At 42.1% G+C, this 16346-nt stretch carries 20 protein-coding genes; 5 read left to right on the plus strand and 15 right to left on the minus strand.

Annotated features, from left to right (window positions below):
• Positions 1 to 142: 142 nt before the first annotated feature.
• A complete protein-coding gene (locus NSS76_RS14820) occupies positions 143 to 883 on the plus strand; it encodes a protein-glutamine gamma-glutamyltransferase (protein ID WP_024423283.1) in 741 nt (246 codons plus the stop codon).
• Between the two features lie 21 nt (positions 884 to 904).
• Here NSS76_RS14820 and NSS76_RS14825 read toward each other — a convergent pair whose 3' ends face one another.
• From NSS76_RS14825 to NSS76_RS14850, 6 genes are all read right to left on the minus strand, one after another.
• A complete protein-coding gene (locus tag NSS76_RS14825; protein WP_024423284.1) occupies positions 905 to 1153 on the minus strand; it encodes a hypothetical protein in 249 nt (82 codons plus the stop codon).
• Between the two features lie 24 nt (positions 1154 to 1177).
• The gene (locus tag NSS76_RS14830) at positions 1178 to 2206 is read right to left on the minus strand and encodes a nitronate monooxygenase (protein WP_341082409.1); all 1029 of its coding nucleotides are present in this window, start codon (positions 2204 to 2206) and stop codon (positions 1178 to 1180) included.
• 16 nt (positions 2207 to 2222) lie between these two features.
• Positions 2223 to 2624, minus strand: coding sequence for a secondary thiamine-phosphate synthase enzyme YjbQ (locus NSS76_RS14835; protein ID WP_103131543.1), 402 nt, complete (start codon positions 2622 to 2624; stop codon positions 2223 to 2225).
• Between the two features lie 113 nt (positions 2625 to 2737).
• Entirely contained in the window at positions 2738 to 4030 is a 1293-nt protein-coding gene (locus tag NSS76_RS14840; RefSeq protein ID WP_024423287.1) for a hemolysin family protein, read from the minus strand.
• Between the two features lie 48 nt (positions 4031 to 4078).
• Positions 4079 to 4753 carry a zinc metallopeptidase gene (locus tag NSS76_RS14845; RefSeq protein ID WP_024423288.1) on the minus strand — a complete coding sequence of 225 codons (675 nt, stop codon included), beginning with the start codon at positions 4751 to 4753 and terminating at the stop codon, positions 4079 to 4081.
• A gap of 80 nt (positions 4754 to 4833) precedes the next feature.
• Positions 4834 to 5058 carry a hypothetical protein gene (locus tag NSS76_RS14850; protein ID WP_024423289.1) on the minus strand — a complete coding sequence of 75 codons (225 nt, stop codon included), beginning with the start codon at positions 5056 to 5058 and terminating at the stop codon, positions 4834 to 4836.
• Between the two features lie 126 nt (positions 5059 to 5184).
• Between NSS76_RS14850 and NSS76_RS14855 the strand changes: the two genes are divergently transcribed.
• Positions 5185 to 6171, plus strand: coding sequence for a potassium channel family protein (locus NSS76_RS14855; RefSeq protein WP_073207222.1), 987 nt, complete (start codon positions 5185 to 5187; stop codon positions 6169 to 6171).
• Here NSS76_RS14855 and NSS76_RS14860 read toward each other — a convergent pair.
• The 5 genes from NSS76_RS14860 to NSS76_RS14880 form a co-directional block, all read right to left on the minus strand.
• Positions 6168 to 6569, minus strand: a complete 402-nt coding sequence (locus NSS76_RS14860; protein WP_024423291.1) for a YugN-like family protein — start codon at positions 6567 to 6569, stop codon at positions 6168 to 6170. The two genes, NSS76_RS14855 and NSS76_RS14860, sit on opposite strands and share 4 nt — an antisense overlap.
• Before the next feature lie 30 nt (positions 6570 to 6599).
• The gene (locus NSS76_RS14865) at positions 6600 to 6818 is read right to left on the minus strand and encodes a spore germination protein (protein WP_024423292.1); all 219 of its coding nucleotides are present in this window, start codon (positions 6816 to 6818) and stop codon (positions 6600 to 6602) included.
• Between the two features lie 112 nt (positions 6819 to 6930).
• Positions 6931 to 8286, minus strand: a complete 1356-nt coding sequence (locus tag NSS76_RS14870; protein ID WP_024423293.1) for a glucose-6-phosphate isomerase — start codon at positions 8284 to 8286, stop codon at positions 6931 to 6933.
• 126 nt (positions 8287 to 8412) lie between these two features.
• Positions 8413 to 9585 carry an iron-containing alcohol dehydrogenase gene (locus NSS76_RS14875; RefSeq protein ID WP_044332477.1) on the minus strand — a complete coding sequence of 391 codons (1173 nt, stop codon included), beginning with the start codon at positions 9583 to 9585 and terminating at the stop codon, positions 8413 to 8415.
• Positions 9586 to 9706: 121 nt separating this feature from the next.
• A complete protein-coding gene (locus tag NSS76_RS14880; RefSeq protein WP_024423295.1) occupies positions 9707 to 10870 on the minus strand; it encodes an iron-containing alcohol dehydrogenase in 1164 nt (387 codons plus the stop codon).
• Positions 10871 to 11014: 144 nt separating this feature from the next.
• Between NSS76_RS14880 and NSS76_RS14885 the strand changes: the two genes are divergently transcribed.
• The gene (locus NSS76_RS14885; protein ID WP_003212952.1) at positions 11015 to 11251 is read left to right on the plus strand and encodes a DUF378 domain-containing protein; all 237 of its coding nucleotides are present in this window, start codon (positions 11015 to 11017) and stop codon (positions 11249 to 11251) included.
• A gap of 239 nt (positions 11252 to 11490) precedes the next feature.
• On the opposite strand, the gene yugI is transcribed toward NSS76_RS14885, so the two are convergent.
• From yugI to NSS76_RS14900, 3 genes are all read right to left on the minus strand, one after another.
• Positions 11491 to 11883 carry a S1 domain-containing post-transcriptional regulator GSP13 gene (yugI, locus tag NSS76_RS14890; RefSeq protein ID WP_008345795.1) on the minus strand — a complete coding sequence of 131 codons (393 nt, stop codon included), beginning with the start codon at positions 11881 to 11883 and terminating at the stop codon, positions 11491 to 11493.
• Between the two features lie 198 nt (positions 11884 to 12081).
• Complete coding sequence (locus tag NSS76_RS14895; RefSeq protein WP_341082410.1) at positions 12082 to 13275, minus strand: aminotransferase; 1194 nt, start codon at positions 13273 to 13275, stop codon at positions 12082 to 12084.
• Entirely contained in the window at positions 13276 to 13776 is a 501-nt protein-coding gene (locus NSS76_RS14900) for an Lrp/AsnC family transcriptional regulator (RefSeq protein WP_003213765.1), read from the minus strand.
• A 175-nt stretch (positions 13777 to 13951) separates the two neighbouring features.
• On the opposite strand from NSS76_RS14900, the gene NSS76_RS14905 reads away from it, so the two are divergent.
• Complete coding sequence (locus tag NSS76_RS14905; RefSeq protein ID WP_044332465.1) at positions 13952 to 14776, plus strand: alpha/beta fold hydrolase; 825 nt, start codon at positions 13952 to 13954, stop codon at positions 14774 to 14776.
• Here the strand turns inward: NSS76_RS14905 and NSS76_RS14910 are convergent.
• Positions 14773 to 15033 (minus strand): YugE family protein, encoded by a 261-nt coding sequence (locus tag NSS76_RS14910; protein ID WP_024423298.1) that lies wholly within the window; start codon positions 15031 to 15033, stop codon positions 14773 to 14775. The genes NSS76_RS14905 and NSS76_RS14910 overlap by 4 nt on opposite strands.
• Before the next feature lie 83 nt (positions 15034 to 15116).
• On the opposite strand from NSS76_RS14910, the gene NSS76_RS14915 reads away from it, so the two are divergent.
• A complete protein-coding gene (locus NSS76_RS14915) occupies positions 15117 to 16292 on the plus strand; it encodes a MalY/PatB family protein (RefSeq protein WP_122632096.1) in 1176 nt (391 codons plus the stop codon).
• The last annotated feature ends 54 nt before the right edge of the window (positions 16293 to 16346 follow it).

Genomic DNA, 16346 nt, shown 5'->3' on the forward strand with positions numbered 1-16346 from the left:
TAAACGATATGTTTTATATCGGACATCTTCATAGTATTTTCATGTTTTTCAAATAAAAAGGATGCTATTTTGTTTATTTTCACAAATTGATTCCTTGCCCAAGCACCCTGCATACGCTAATACAAAAGGGGGCGCTTTTCATATGATTATCCTTTCAGGACAGCCAGTGACAAATGAACAGCTGGCATCGTTTCAGCTAGAGGGACAAAAGCGGAGCATTTTGATGCAGTTACAGGCCTCGAATGATACGTTCCGCTATAGGCAAGCATCTGATTTGCTATTTGAGGTCACTTTAAGATCAAACATTATGAATGCTGCAAGAGATTTGAATAAAAGCGGTGCCTCATTTGCCATCTTTCAAAGATCGCGTGCAAATGATGCGTTTTGGCGAGTATCGGAAGCAGGAGCACTAGAGCTGCGCTATCAAGTGGAGCCATCTAGAGGCATTAAAGACATTTTTGAAAATGGTTCAAAATATGCATTTGAATGTGCAACCGCAATTGTCATTGTGTTTTATATGGGGGTCTTGCAAACAGTAGGAGAGGAGAAGTTTAATCGAAGACTTCGCAGTTTAACATTGTATGACTGGCACTATGATACTTTGTCGATTTATACAGAACGCGGGAATGATTTTATCTATGGGGATTGTCTATATTTCGAAAATCCAGAGTTTAGCTATCAGCAGTCGCAATGGCGCGGAGAAAATGTGATTTACTTAGGAGAAGATCAATATTACGGTCATGGGCTTGGAATTTTAACAGCGGCAGAAATTATCGACAAACTAAATAAGAGAAGACGGCCAGGTGCGGTTCAATCCGCTTATTTATTACCGCAGACTACCCGGATGGATGTCATTTATCTCAGGCAAATGTTTGGCAGCTAAAAAAAGCCTCTTGTCTCTTGGTTATGACAAGGGGCTTTTGTATGCCTTGCGTTTACGATAATTTTGGAGTGTGCCAAGCATCGTGTTCGCAAGGACCTCCATTTCTTCTAAATCTTTTCTTGTAACCGGCGAGTCGTGCCGGCTCCATTTCACGTAGCGAACAAAATAGTAATGACGAATGGGCGTAAGGACAGCAGGAGAATGAGGGAAATCATCAAACCAAAATTCAATCTGGCCTTTTTTTCGGTAGGAATGTTTTAAGATGTCCATCCTGTCACACCACCCATCATGATTTTATGTCTGCGTCAGTTCGTGCATGATGTCTTCAACGCTTAAAATCGAGTGAATACGTCCAACCCCCTGTCCTGCCCACAAAGCCATTTGATCAGGGTTACCGCCGGCAGCAGCTGCTTTTCGCATCGGTGTTGTGCATACATGCTGAACTGGATAAGGAAGAACCCGATCTTCATGCAGGCTTTCATCCTCCATCCACTGATTCACAATACCTCTCGCTCTTTTCCCAGAAAAAAGTCTGGTCACCTTTGTTTCACTGCCTTCTGCCTGTAAAATAGCCTTCTTATATACTTCTGCCGCAGCACTTTCCTTGCTGGCTAAAAACCGTGTACCGATTTGAACCGCATCTGCTCCAAGCGCCAGCGCTGCTTTGACACCTGATCGGTCCGTGATGCCTCCTGCGGCAATCAAAGGCAAGCGGCAGACCCGTTTGACATCTGAGATCAGGCTGATGAGTCCCAGCAGAGCGTCTCCTTTTGCACGTAAAAATGTGCCGCGGTGCCCTCCTGCTTCACATCCTTGCAGAACAATGGCATCCATTCCCTTTTCCTCTAAAAGCAGTGCTTCTTCTTTTGTTGTGGCCGTTCCGATTAAAAAGATCCCCTTTTGTTTTAGGCGGTGAATCGTTTGTTCTTTTGGACAGGCAAATGTAAAGGAAACAATCGGAACGTCTTCTTCCAGAAGAATGTTGATTTTCTGTTCAAAATCATCCCACAATTCTTCTTCGCTTGGCATCCTATGAGCTTCGGGCCATACAGGCAGTTTCCTCTCCCAAAATGCCACATCCTCTTTTTTCACATCAGGAATTGGCTCTGGTACAAACACATTGACCTGAAACAGGCGAGATGTCAGCTGTTTGACCTGTCTAATCTGCTGTCTCAAATCGTCAGGCTGCACATATCCACTTGCCAGGCTGCCAAGCCCTCCGTAATTTGAAACAGCGGCTGCCAGCTGCGGTGTCACAGCTCCTCCTGCCATTGGCGCTTGGATGATTCCATGTTCGATTTGCAACTTTTTGATATCCCCCATTTATTTCCCCCATCTCTTACTCGTTTGACATCACTTGTACATAAAAATGACGATGCCTCGGCCCGTCAAACTCACAGAAATAGATTCCCTGCCACGTGCCTAGCACAAGATCTCCATCATGAATGAGAACATGCTGAGACGCCCCCATATAACTCGCTTTCATATGTGCTGCCGTATTTCCTTCCATATGGCGATCCTTTGGATGTTTCCACGGAAAGACTTCATCCAGCCGGCGAAGCATATCCCGTTTCACATCTGGATCCGCATTTTCATTAATGGTGATCCCAGCTGTCGTATGTGGACAATAGACGATGACAGTTCCGTTTTGTATGCCTGTTTCCCTGACATATTGGAGAACCTCGTGTGTGACGTCGAGCATGTCATCGCGTCTGTCTGTTTGTACATTGATTTTTTTCATATGAGCTGCTCCTTTTTGACGTTTCTATAAAAACCATACCCTTTTTATGTGAAACAAATCTTCTTATCTAAAGTTTACCAAGCAAAAAAACCTCGTCAAGCAATGCGAGGTTTTTAAGAAAAGTGAACCTTTTTGACTTCAATGGTTCGAATATGGTGGTCTTCAGCATCAATGATCGTAAATTCACAGCCTTCTGCTTCAATCGTATCTCCAATGTCAAAATCAAATTTATGCGTCATCATCCAGCCTGCAATTGTATCAACATCATCATTCTCAATGGCTAAATCCAATAAATCATTTACTTCATCAATCAATGCTTTCCCATCCATCACATAATGAAAATCACCTTTTTTAACGATATGAGGTGTTTCATCCTGATCATATTCGTCTCGAATCTCTCCGACAATTTCTTCTAATATGTCCTCTACTGTGACAAGTCCCGCTGTACCTCCGTATTCGTCTACAAGCACTGACATATGAATCCGTTCCTTTTGCATCAAAATGAGCAATTCTTGAACAGGGGTGCTTTCAATGACCCGGATCACCGGACGCATTAAGTCTTCAATCGATACATCTTGATTTAGGAAACTCGCCTTAAATACATCTTTGCTATTGATAACACCAATCACATGATCTTTGTCTTCTTTAATAACAGGGTAGCGTGTGTACCTTTCGTTCAGCATATAATGGGTCACGTCTTCTAAGGTCTGTTCAATCTCTATGGCTGAAATTTCTGTACGCGGGATCATGATCTCTCTCGCCACTCGGTTATCAAATTCAAAGATTTTATTCACATATTTGTACTCAGATTGGTTAATCTCACCCTTCTCATAGCTTTCAGATAAAATGAGTCGCAATTCTTCCTCACTGATCGCCACTTCATGTTCTTTGACAGAATGATAACCAAATAATTTCACGATGCTTCGTGCAGCCCCATTTAATGCTTTAATAAACGGGTACATGACTTTATAGAAAAAGATGAGTGGTTTTGCTGTCACAAGGCTGACGGCCTCTGCCTTTTGAATGGCAATTGTTTTAGGCGCGAGTTCTCCCACCACGACATGTAAAAACGTAATGATCACAAATGCGATGATAAACGAAAGGATGTCAGTCAATGCAGAATGAAGCCCGATTTTTTCAAACAGCGGATGCAGAAAATGCTCCACCGTCGGTTCACCCAGCCACCCTAGACCTAAGGCCGTGATGGTAATGCCAAGTTGGCAGGCGGATAAATATTCGTCGAGATTTGATATCAGCTTTTGAACATGGATGGCTCTCTTATCACCGCTTTCGATCAGCTGGTTGATTTTAGAGCCTCTAATTTTCACAATCGCAAATTCAGTGACAACAAAAAATGCTGTCGCAGCAATGAGTAATATGACTAAAAATACGTTTAAAATATACAAAAAAACCCTTACCTAACACTGGTAAGGGCTCACCTCCTCTGGCATCAATTAATCATTACGGCCATTTAGGAAGATCATTACAAAACGGAGCAATTCAAACAGGGAGACAAGGGCCGCTGCTACGTACGTCAGAGCTGCAGCATTTAACACCTTGTTCACGCCTCTTTCTTCACTGCTTCTAATGATTCCTTCTGAAACAATGATATCTTTTGCACGAGAACTTGCATTAAACTCGACAGGCAATGTCACAAGCTGAAAGAATACAGCTGCTGAGAACAAAATGATCCCAAGCCCGATTAAGTTAAGGCTGCTGAGCAAAATTCCACCAAGGAAAAGAAGCGGAGCAACACCAGATGCAAAATTCACGACAGGAAAGATCTTATGTCTCAAAACAAGCGCACCATAGGATTCCTGATGCTGCAAGGCATGTCCAACCTCGTGTGATGCGACTGAAATGGCCGAAATGGAATGGCCGTAGTACACAGGTTCAGATAAACGAACCACACGCTGTGTCGGGTCGTAATGATCAGTCAAAGTTCCTCTTACCGGTTCAACAGGCACGTCGTATAACCCGTTGCGATCTAAAATATATCGAGCGGTTTCAGCACCTGTTTTCATACTGGATGCTTCAACCTTTGAATACTTTTCAAAATTATTCTTTACTTTAAATTGTGCCCAAAATGATAATCCCAATGCGGCAAATGTTAAAAAATAAAAAAACAGCATGCTCATCAGCTTCCTTTTATTTTATATATTTATTTACAATTTTAATGACTTTTATGTATCATGTACAGCAAAAAGCACTAGGTCTTTTTCAGGGGGATAACCGCACCAATGAAAAAGAAGAACACACCTAAGCAAGCTGTATAAAAGGTTCCCGTACCATAAAGGTCTTGAAAAAAATGCAGCCATGAAAAATCATTCATAAAATGATTCACAGCATTTAAATCAAACACGAGTAAGATGACAGCTGATGATAAAAAGTGCACACCAATAAAAAGAAGTACGGTCTTTTGAACAAACGACATTCGAATTCCCTCCTTCTTCTCCCTTATTTTAAGATATGGGTTCTATTTCAATACATGACAAAGATGAAAAAATGTGTTCCCAATCGGGCATACTGACATTAGCAGTCTCCTGAAAGGAAGAGTCCGATGAAATCAAACCGTATCTTTATTGCTTGGCTAAGGTGGCCGCTTTATCTTCGAATTGCCATCATCATCTGTTTCTTGCTTCTCTTTTTTGGACAATTAATCGTTTTACTTGAACCGAAGCAGTATCATACGATCTTTGATGGGATCTGGTGGGCGCTTATTACAGTCTCTACGGTTGGTTACGGTGATTTTGTGCCGCAAACCACGCCAGGGCAGGTGGCAGGTATGGCGCTCATTTTTATCGGAGCCAGCTTTGTCACCGCTTATTTTGCCACACTTGCCGCCGCTGTGTTCAGTAAGCAGCACCATTATGTGGAGGGCAAGGTAGCCTTTAAGGGAAAAGGACATCTCATTATCGTCGGCTGGAATGAGAAAACGAACAAACTGCTTCAGTCATTTCAAACGATTGATCCAGCTATGCCGATTGTGCTGATTGATGACTCCTTGAAAGAGGGGCCTCTTTTAGAGAATGTTCATTTTATTAAAGGACACGGGACCGAAGACGTCACACTGCGCAAAGCCAACATTACAGGTGCAGATGCACTGATGATTACCGCAGATCAGCATGAAAATGAAGTGACAGCCGATATGCAGAGTGTTTTAACCTTACTTGCAGCAAAAGGATTAAACCCTTCGCTATATTGTTTAATTGAAATTTTAACAGATCGTTACGTGAAAAATGCCGAGCGTGCTGGTGCCAATCAAGTCATTCATACCTCTGATGCTGTCAATCATTTAATGGTTGAACATTTTCTGATAAAGGAACAACTCACAGCATTAACAAAAAAACGACAAATGACCTTGCATAAAAACGTTACCATCATACCTGTACCGGCTTCATTGGCTGGAGAAACCTTTTTAACAGCGCTGCATCATTTTTTAGAGCATCATGTGATCATCGTCGGCGTACAAAAAAAAGAAGGACCCATGATGAATCCTCCCTTTGGCTATGAGCTTCATCCAGAGGATGAACTGATCAGCCTTTAAAGCAGTGCGTCTTCTAATTCCTTGACGAGCGAAAAGCCAATCTCAGCATAAGCCTTTGATACATCCCCATCTTTCTCTTTTGGTTCTTGGAATTGGTTAAAGGATGCGCCCACATTTCCAACCATCGCATGATCATCTAACTTGTCTTGATATACATGCTTTAAGAGAAATGGATGTCCCATTTTCACCACAACACCAGGCTGATCGAGCTGGCCTTTCTCGGCTGTAAAAGGAACTCTGAGAAAGGTATAGCCATCACGGTTATCAATTTTATAATCAAAATACCCGTGATCATAATCCCAGTTCCCATTAATGACATAACCGAGCGGCTTCATCGTTTCTTCTAAATGGTAAAGTGAAAAGCTTTCACCAGGCAGCCTAGATGGTACATGAATCATACGAACCCCTCCTTTTTTTATTAGGGTTCGTTAAAGAGAGGAATTCATACATTTGCCTCTCGTGATTTGTACATTGTTTGTAAACGCGGCATCAAATAAGCTTTGATTGGTTGATTGATTCGTCTCGTTATCACTGCCGGAACCTGCTGTTTCCTTCGTAGCACTTTTAGAACAAATGCGTCCGACATTGCCAAAGTTCACGATTGCCTGGCCAGAAATATCATGAATATAAATATGATTCGTCCTCATTTTTCACCCTCCTCCATTCATTATTCTATGTACAGAACATAGGAAAGCTTGCACAGGAACATGAAGAAAATAAAAAAGGCACACCCTTATGAAAAGGTGTGCTTTTTCATTCTTATGATTGTTTCAGGCGGCTTTCAAGCTCTGCTTTTTTCTCTTCGAAGCCTGGTTTTCCTAGTAAAGCAAACATATTTACTTTATAAGCTTCTACTCCAGGCTGATCGAATGGGTTGACGCCTAGTAAATATCCAGACATCGCACATGCTTTCTCAAAGAAGTAAACAAGGTATCCGAATGTATAAGCATCCATCTCAGGAATTGTCACGATGAGATTCGGTACTTTTCCATCTGTATGGGCAAGCATCGTTCCTTCAAATGCTTTTTTATTGACGAAATCAACCGTTTTTCCTGCTAGGTAGTTCAAGCCATCAAGGTCTTGTTCTTCTGCTTCAATCACAAGCTCATGTCGAGGCTTGTCTACATTCACGATTGTTTCAAACAAGTCTCTTCTTCCTTCTTGAACATATTGACCAAGTGAATGAAGATCTGTTGAGAAGTTAGCAGATGAAGGATAGATTCCTTTTTCATCTTTCCCTTCACTTTCACCAAATAATTGCTTCCACCATTCTGCGAAATATTGCAGGCCTGGCTCATAGTTAATCAGCATTTCAATCGTTCTGCCTTTATTGTAAAGGACATTGCGGACGACAGCATATTGATAAGCCGCATTTTCAGAAAGCTCAGATGAAGCGAAGTCTTCGCTTGCTTTTGCCGCACCTTCCATCATCTGATCAATGTCTGCACCGCTCACAGCGATTGGCAAAAGACCGACTGCTGTTAATACAGAATAGCGTCCACCAACATCATCAGGGATGATAAATGATTCGTAGCCTTCTTCAGTTGCTAATGTTTTTAATGCACCGCGTGCCTTGTCAGTTGTCGCATAAATACGTTTTTTCGCTTCTTCAGCACCGTATTTTTCAATGAGGAGCTTTTTAAAGATGCGGAACGCAATGGCTGGCTCTGTTGTTGTACCAGATTTTGAAATCACATTAATGGAGAAATCTGCATCTTCCAATAGATCCATCACATCTGTTAAATAAGAAGAACTGATGTTGTTTCCAATAAAAATGATTTGCGGTGTCTTGCGCTTGCCTTTTGGCAAAGTGTTATAGAAAGAATGGTTCAAAAATTCAATCGCCGCACGTGCACCTAGATATGACCCGCCGATTCCCACGACGAGCAGGACGTCAGAGTCAGACTTAATTTTGTCTGCACTTTTTTTAATGCGGGCAAACTCTTCGCGGTCATATTGCTTCGGCAAGTCCACCCAGCCTAAATAGTCACTGCCTGCACCCGTTTGTTCATGAATATTATGATGGGCTACCTTCACAAAATCTTTTAAATATGTAAGCTCATGTTCTTGAAAGAAAGGTAACGCTTTCGAGTAGTCAAATTGAATATGTGTCATCGCTTGTAAGCCCTCCATTACGTTAGTTCTGTCCCTTTCACTTTAGCGGAACTAGCTATTGAAATCAAGTGATCGTCACTGGCATAGCAAAAAGCCGCTTCTCTGGATGAAAAGCGGCAATCTGGATTATAAAGAAGCTTTCAAAATCGCTAGAATATCATCACGGTTAAGTTTCATAAAGTTTCCAAAACCACCGTATACCATTTCTTTTGCTGCAATGTCGGCAATTTTGTCCAGCTGATCCTCACCAATGTCATAATCAGCTAAACGGCTTGGTGCACCAAGGCTAGTCCAGAAAGCTGACAGTTTGTCGATTCCTTCTAATGCGATGTCACGATCTGATTTTCCTTCTGTTTCGATGTCAAACATGTTCAGCATAAGGTTTTTAAAGCGTTCCACATTATGATCGAGCGTGTGGCGCATCCAGTTTGGGAAGAGAATAGCAAGCCCACCTGCATGCGGAATGTCATAGACAGCCGATACAGCATGCTCAATCGTATGGGACGCCCAGTCGCCAAAGTAACCCATTTGCAGCGTGCCATTTAAAGCAATCGTTCCTGCATAGAGAATCGTTTCACGATGCTCATAGTTTTGTAAGTCTTCCAGCAGTTTTGGTGCTGTCTCGATGACCGTTTGAAGAACAGCAAAACACATCCGGTCCTGTAAAGGCGTGTTTTTCACATTATGGAAGTATTGCTCAAAAACGTGGCTCATCATATCGACCATACCATACACCGTCTGGTTTTCTGGCACAGAATACGTATGCTCAGGGTCTAGAATTGAAAAAGCAGGGTGAGTGACAGAGCTGCCCCACACATATTTTTCATTCGTTTCCCAGTTTGTGATGACTGAATCCGGGTTCATTTCTGAACCAGTTGCTGCAAGTGTCAGCACTGTGCCAAACGGCAGCGCTTTTTGAGCGGTTGTTTTCTTTGAAATAATATCCCACACATCACCGTCATACTCTGCTCCGGCTGCTATCGCTTTTGTACAGTCGATCACACTGCCGCCGCCAACGGCTAATAAGAAATCAATGTTCTCCTTTTGGCAGATATCAATTCCCTTTTTCACTGTTGTGAGGCGCGGGTTTGGTTCAACGCCAGACAGCTCAAATACTTCAGCATCTGCTTCTTTTAACGCACTGATGACTTTGTCATAAAGACCATTTTTCTTAATGCTGCCGCCACCATATACAAGTAACACTCGTTTTCCATAACGAGCGAGTTCGCTTTTGAGTCCTTCTAACTGTCCTTTTCCAAACATCAATTTTGTTGGATTATAGTAAATAAAATTCTCCATCTGTTGAAACATCTCCTTACAACGAATATATCCAAAAACATGAAAGACTACTGTAACATATGTACACGATGAACTCAAAAAAAGATAACTGCCCGCAAGCAGCTATCCCTTTGTTGTTCAATTATAAAGAAGCGTTCAAAATGGCTAAAACATCTTCTTTGTTCAGCTTTTTAAATTGACCAAATTCACCGCGTGCCATTGCACGGTCTGCAATTAAATCAATTTTCTCATCGTTGATGTCATAATCCGCCAAACGGCTTGGTGCACCAAGACTTGTCCAGAAAGCTGACAGCTTGTCGATTCCTTCTAAGCCAACTTCTTCGTCTGTTTTGCCCGCAGGATCTACATCGAATACACGCACCGCTAATTGTTTAAAACGGCCTGGGTTTTCTTGAATCACATGTTTCATCCAGTTCGGGAACAAGATCGCAAGACCGCCTGCATGAGGAATATCATAGACAGCAGATACTGCATGCTCAATGTTATGAGATGCCCAGTCACCACGTGCCCCCATTGAAAGCATGCCATTAAGTGCAATTGTGCCAGTGAATAAAATCGTTTCACGCAGCTCGTAGTTCTCTAGATCGTTGATCAACTTCGGTGCCGTTTCAATGACAGTGCGAAGAAGTCCTTCACACATACGATCTTGATAAGGTGTATTTTCTGTGTGATGGAAATATTGTTCGAACACATGTGACATCATGTCAACCATGCCATAAATCGTATGGTTTTTAGGCACAGTGAATGTGTTAACTGGATCAAGAATAGAGAATTTCGGGAAAACTGCTGGACTTCCCCAGCCATACTTCTCATTTGTTTCCCAGTTTGTGATAACTGATCCTGAGTTCATTTCAGAGCCTGTTGCCGCAAGTGTTAACACTGTACCGAACGGAATAGCTTCCATTGGGACGTGTTTGCGTGTCACGATATCCCAAGCATCTCCATCGTACTTCGCACCAGCTGCGATTGCTTTTGTGGCATCAATGACACTGCCGCCGCCAACTGCCAAAATAAAATCAATGTTGTTCTCTTTGCAAAGCTCTACCCCTTTTCTTACTGTTGTTAAGCGCGGGTTAGGCTCTACACCAGCAAGTTCAGTGATTGCAGCTCCTGATTCTTTTAGGATGCTGACAACTTGGTCATAAAGGCCGTTTCGTTTAATACTGCCTCCACCATATACAAGTAATACGTTTTTTCCGTAGTGTTTGAGTTCATCTGAAAGGGCTGATACTTCTCCCTTTCCAAAAATTAATTTCGTTGGGTTCCAATAAGTAAATCGATCCATGTGATCTCCTCCTCGCGCTACATTATGCGCCTCATTCATTCCAAAAGTAAAGTAATTTGCTTTCATCCATTTTCTTACGCATAGTTTGGCTAAAAATCTGCAAAATATAAATGTATTGATGCTGTAGCGAAAGGAGGAATCACGATGAGTGCTATTCAGCGTATTGCCCTCGTGCTCACGATTATCGGTGCTATTAACTGGGGACTAATCGGCTTTTTTCAATTTGACTTAGTAGCAGCGATCTTTGGCGGACAAGGTTCTGCATTATCACGTATTATTTATGGTCTTGTTGGAATTGCAGGTCTTGTCAACCTTGGTCTGTTGTTCAAACCAAGCGAAGAAGCTGTTCGCCGTGACGAGCCGAACCCAGAAGTTCGTTAAATAAAAGGACATAAAAAAGGCTGCCTACATGAGGCAGCCTCAGCGTGTAGACAAACCCTCGCATTCTTTGTCAGGTCTGCGCGCTGGTGCTCACGAATTCTAAATTCGCTCCAGTGCCCGCCATTCCTAGACTTCAAAGGTTTTCTATCACGCTGAAAAAAAAGACAAAGGGCTAAAATCAAGATCATTTTAGCCCTTTGTCTACAATCTAAGGCACCGTTTGAAGCGGTGCTTTTTTATTATTTCTTGATAAGGTCTTTACGGTTTGATTGCTCAATCCACTCTTCAAGTTTATCTTTAAGCGTATTGAAACCTTGTGGTGCAGCAGCTTCTTCTTTCACTTGCTGTGGTCTTTGTTTCTTTGGTTTGCTTTCTTTTCTTTCAGGTGCTTCTTGTGTCGCACGGATAGAAAGGCTGATTTTACCTGCATTTTCATCAACAGAAAGAACTTTTACTTGTACTTCGTCACCAATTGAAAGGTGCTCGTTGATGTCTTTTACAAAGCCATGTGTTACTTCAGAAATATGCACAAGTCCTTGAGTTTCTTCATCTAATGCAACAAACGCACCATACGCTTGTAATCCTGTTACTTTACCAGTGTAAACACTGCCTACTTCAAACTTTGTCGCCATGATAACAACTCCTAAATAAATGTTTTAATATTCGTTTATACGCAATTAAAAACTATATCACAGAACGGGCAGTTACGCAAAATATTTTTTAAATGGGTTTAGATGAGAACAAAAGGGGGAATACCTGAAAACAAGAATGCTTTCTAGTATTCCCCCCTAATTTGTGAGGCATGAGTCCATTTGGATTGATGCCTTTTTTTATTTTAATATGGCTGATGCTTCTTCCTTCACTTGTCGAGCCTGCAAAAAGCGCTGAATTCTTGAAAGTGATTCCTGAAGATGATCAAGTGACGAAGCATATGAACAGCGGATATGACCCTCACCGCTCGGTCCGAATACATTCCCAGGAACAACAGCGACTTTTTCACTTAGGAGCAGCTCCTCAGCAAATTGTTCTGATGTCATGCCTGTGCTTTTAATCGATGGGAACGCGTAAAACGCTCCGTTTGGCTGATGGCATGTGAGTCCTAGTTCATTCAGGGACCCGACAAACAAATTACGGCGTCTTCTGTAGCTTTTCTTCATTTTCTCTACATCTTCAAGCCCATTTTTTAATGCTTCTTCTGCCGCATATTGTGCCATCGCCGGTGCGCACATCATAGAATATTGATGTATTTTCAGCATGGCATCCCGCAGTACAGGTGGTGCGGCCACATATCCTAAACGCCAGCCCGTCATGGCAAACCCTTTGGAAAAGCCTGAAATCAAGATCGTTCTTTCCTTCATATCTTGAATAGCTGCGACGCTTGTAAAAGCTTCATCGTACGTCAGCTCTGCATAAATCTCATCCGTAATAATGAGCAGGTCATGCTCTTTCGCAAATTGAGCAATATCTTCAAGCTCTTCCTTTAAATAAACAGACCCAGTCGGATTTGATGGCGAGCAAAGCAAAATGGCTTTTGTCTTCGGCGTCAGCTTTGTGCGAAGATCAGCAGAATCTGCTTTGAAATCTTTTTCAGCGGTTGTACTTAAATAGACAGGCACTCCGCCTGCTAGTGTCGTAAGTGCCCCGTATGCTACGAAACAAGGCTCTGGAATGATCACTTCATCCCCGCTGTTTAAAATCGCACGAAAGGCCAAATCAAGTGCCTGGCTTCCGCCAACTGTAATAATGAGTTCTTCTTCTGGACTGTAATCAATGTGAAACCGCTTATATAAATAGTGGCTCAGTTCTTTTCGCAAAGAAATTAAGCCTGCATTCGCCGTATAAGAGGTCAGCCCTTGTTCTAATGACATAATACTTGCTTCTCTGACATTCCAAGCTGTCACGAAATCCGGCTCGCCGACACCAAGGGAGATAACCCCTTCCATTGTGGCAGCCAAATCAAAGAATTTCCGAATACCTGACGGCTGAATGCTTTGTACCGTTTCAGATAAATAAGACTTTTTCATTTAAGGAGACACCACGATTCTTTTGTCATCGTCTCCTGTTTCAAACACTTTCCCATCATGTTTATATCTTTTCAAAATAAAGTGGGTAGTTGTTGAAACAACGGAATCAAGTGTCGATAATTTTTCAGATACGAAGCGGGCAATATCAGACATTGATCTTCCGCGGATCACAACGGAAAGATCGTAAACACCTGACATGAGATAGACAGACTCCACTTCCTGAAACCGATAAATCCGTTCAGCAATTTCATCAAATCCGACGCCTCTTTTTGGTGTCACTTTTACATCAATCATTGCTGTAACGCCTTCATGACCATCCACTTTTCGCCAGTCAATCATGGTTGAATAATCAATAATAACTTTTTGATCTTCAAGTTTTTGAATGATGGCTTCGGCTTCTTCTGTTGTCACGCCTGCCATTTTTGCAATTGTATTTAAATCGGCGCGGCTGTTTTCATCTAAAATCTCTAATATTTCAGTTTCTTTTTCTGTTAGTTTCATTTGATTTCACACCTCAGATTATAAAAGCTAGTTTTAAAAAATCTTCTGAACATTATAGCACGTTTTTCCCATTATGCTAAGCAGGGAAAAGATTCTAATGATAGCTTAAAATCCACTTTTTAGGGTACAATACAGTCACCTAACAGAGAGAGTATCAAGTATCGGAGTGAAGAATGTGGACATTGTTCAGCCAGCTTATATGAAAAGTGCATTCGGTTTAGATATCTATTACGAGCACTATCCAAATGAAGGCAAGAAGACATTGATCTTAATTCACGGTCTCTTCTCTTCTACCTTCAGCTATCGAAAGCTCATCCCGCTTCTGAAACAGGACTTCAATTTAATTGCGATTGATCTGCCGCCATTTGGACAGTCCGAGAAGTCGAATACGTTTATTTACAGCTATCGCAACATGGGGAAAATTATTATAGAGCTAGCTGGTTATTTACAGATTCAGCATGCAATTCTAGTGGGCCATTCAATGGGCGGACAAATCGCCTTATACGCTGCTACTGAACGGCCGGATCTATTTGAAAAGGCGGTTCTATTGTGCAGCTCAGGCTATTTGAATAAGTCAAAAAGATCACTTGTTTACAGCACATATATTCCTTATTTTTATCTGTATCTAAAAAGAAAGCTTTTAAAGCAGGGCATTATGAAAAATTTAACGGCTGTTGTGCATGATCATTCCATCATTGATCAAGAGATGGTCGACGGATATTTAAAGCCATTTTCAGATGATCAAATCTTTCGGGGGATATTTCGTTTGATTCGGCACCGGGAAGGAGATTTAACCTCGGACGTTTTAAAGAAAATGGAAACACCCGTGCTGCTCATTTGGGGCGAGGAAGATCGAATCGTTCCCATTCAAATAGGCGAAAGACTGCACAAAGATCTGCCAAATTCGACCTTACATGCATTAAAAAAAACCGGGCACCTCATTCCTGAGGAAAATCCGGTCTTTGTGTCTGATCAAATCGGACATTTCAGCCTGTCTTAGCGTGAACAGGAGCTGCTGTCTCGTATGACAAAAAGCTGATTTGCTATATGCTGACAGCTCTCTATCGGAAGAAGCTGTTCAAATGAGTGATGGTAGATGGCTTGAATCTCTTTTGCTAAAGATAACGGGTCTTCTGCGTCGTATAATGCACTGATGACGTCAGCAGGCTCCGTTTCATAAAAATCCTCTCCATAATGAAAAGGGTCCCATGCCTTAATGAATTGAATCATCTCTTCTACAGCTTGACTATCTTTCATCGGTATCACCGCTTATAATAAATTTTGTGATGTTTATTTTAGCACAACCAAGAATGGTTGAAAAACAGCTAGAGGTGGGTTTCATGAATTTCGACGAACAGATCATACGTAAAGGTTCAAAATCAGTGAAATGGGATCAGGCAGAGTCTTTGTTCCTGACAACAGATGCCCTTCCGATGTGGGTGGCCGATATGGATTTTAAAGCACCGCAGGTCGTCCTTGATGCATTGAAAGAGCGATTAGATCACGGTGTGTTTGGCTATGCATTTCAGGATCAGGATACGCAGCAGGCAGTCGCTGGCTGGCTCAAAAGAAGACATGGATGGACAATCCAGACAGATGCCGTCACCTTCACACCAGGAATCGTAACGGCACTTAGTTTTGCTGTTCAAGCCTTTACAGCACCGCACGACGAAGTAGTTATACAGTCACCAGTGTATACACCTTTTTATCAAATGATTGAGCGAAATGGACGTACAGTCTCAACCAATCCTTTAAAAATAGAAAACAACCGCTATATGATGGATTTTGATGATTTAGAGAAAAAACTGAGCAGACCACAAGCAAAGCTCATGTTCCTTTGCCATCCGCATAATCCGTCCGGAAGAGCATGGTCAAAAGAAGAATTAAAGCGAGTCGGAGACCTATGTGTAAAACATGGAGTCACAGTCGTTTCAGATGAGATTCACTCGGATTTGATGCTTTACGGAAAGCAGCATGTGCCCTTCGCCAGCCTTTCTGACGACATTGCACATATCACGGTAACGTGTATTGCGCCGAGTAAAACCTTTAATCTAGCGGGGCTCCAGGCCTCTGCTATTATCATTTCAGATGAAGAAAAAAGAACCCTTTTCAACAATGAAGTGCAAAGAAACGGACTGTCCAAACTGAATGCCTTTGCGATTCCAGCGATGGAAGCTGCATACCGACACGGGGATGAGTGGCTTGATGCCCTTGTTCTTTATCTCGAAGGCAATATGAAGACGGCGATGGACTATATCGACGAAAATCTTCCAAATATGCGTTATATGAAACCAGATGCTTCTTATTTATTGTGGCTGGACATTCGGGATTATCAATTCAGTCAAGCGGAATTGAAACGGAATCTGCTGAAAAAAGGGAAAGTGATCCTAGAGCTTGGCCACGTGTACGGACACGAAGGAGACGGCTTTATTCGGATGAATCTCGGCTGTCCTGCTGCAACAGTCAGAGATGGACTGCAACGTCTCCACCAAGCGTTCACGCTATCAGCTGAATAAGACCTATACGATAGAAAGAACATCCTAACGGGTGTTCTCAGCGTGTAGACAAAC

This window comes from Bacillus sp. FSL R5-0654 (assembly GCF_038008745.1).
Classification (GTDB): domain Bacteria; phylum Bacillota; class Bacilli; order Bacillales; family Bacillaceae; genus Bacillus; species Bacillus safensis.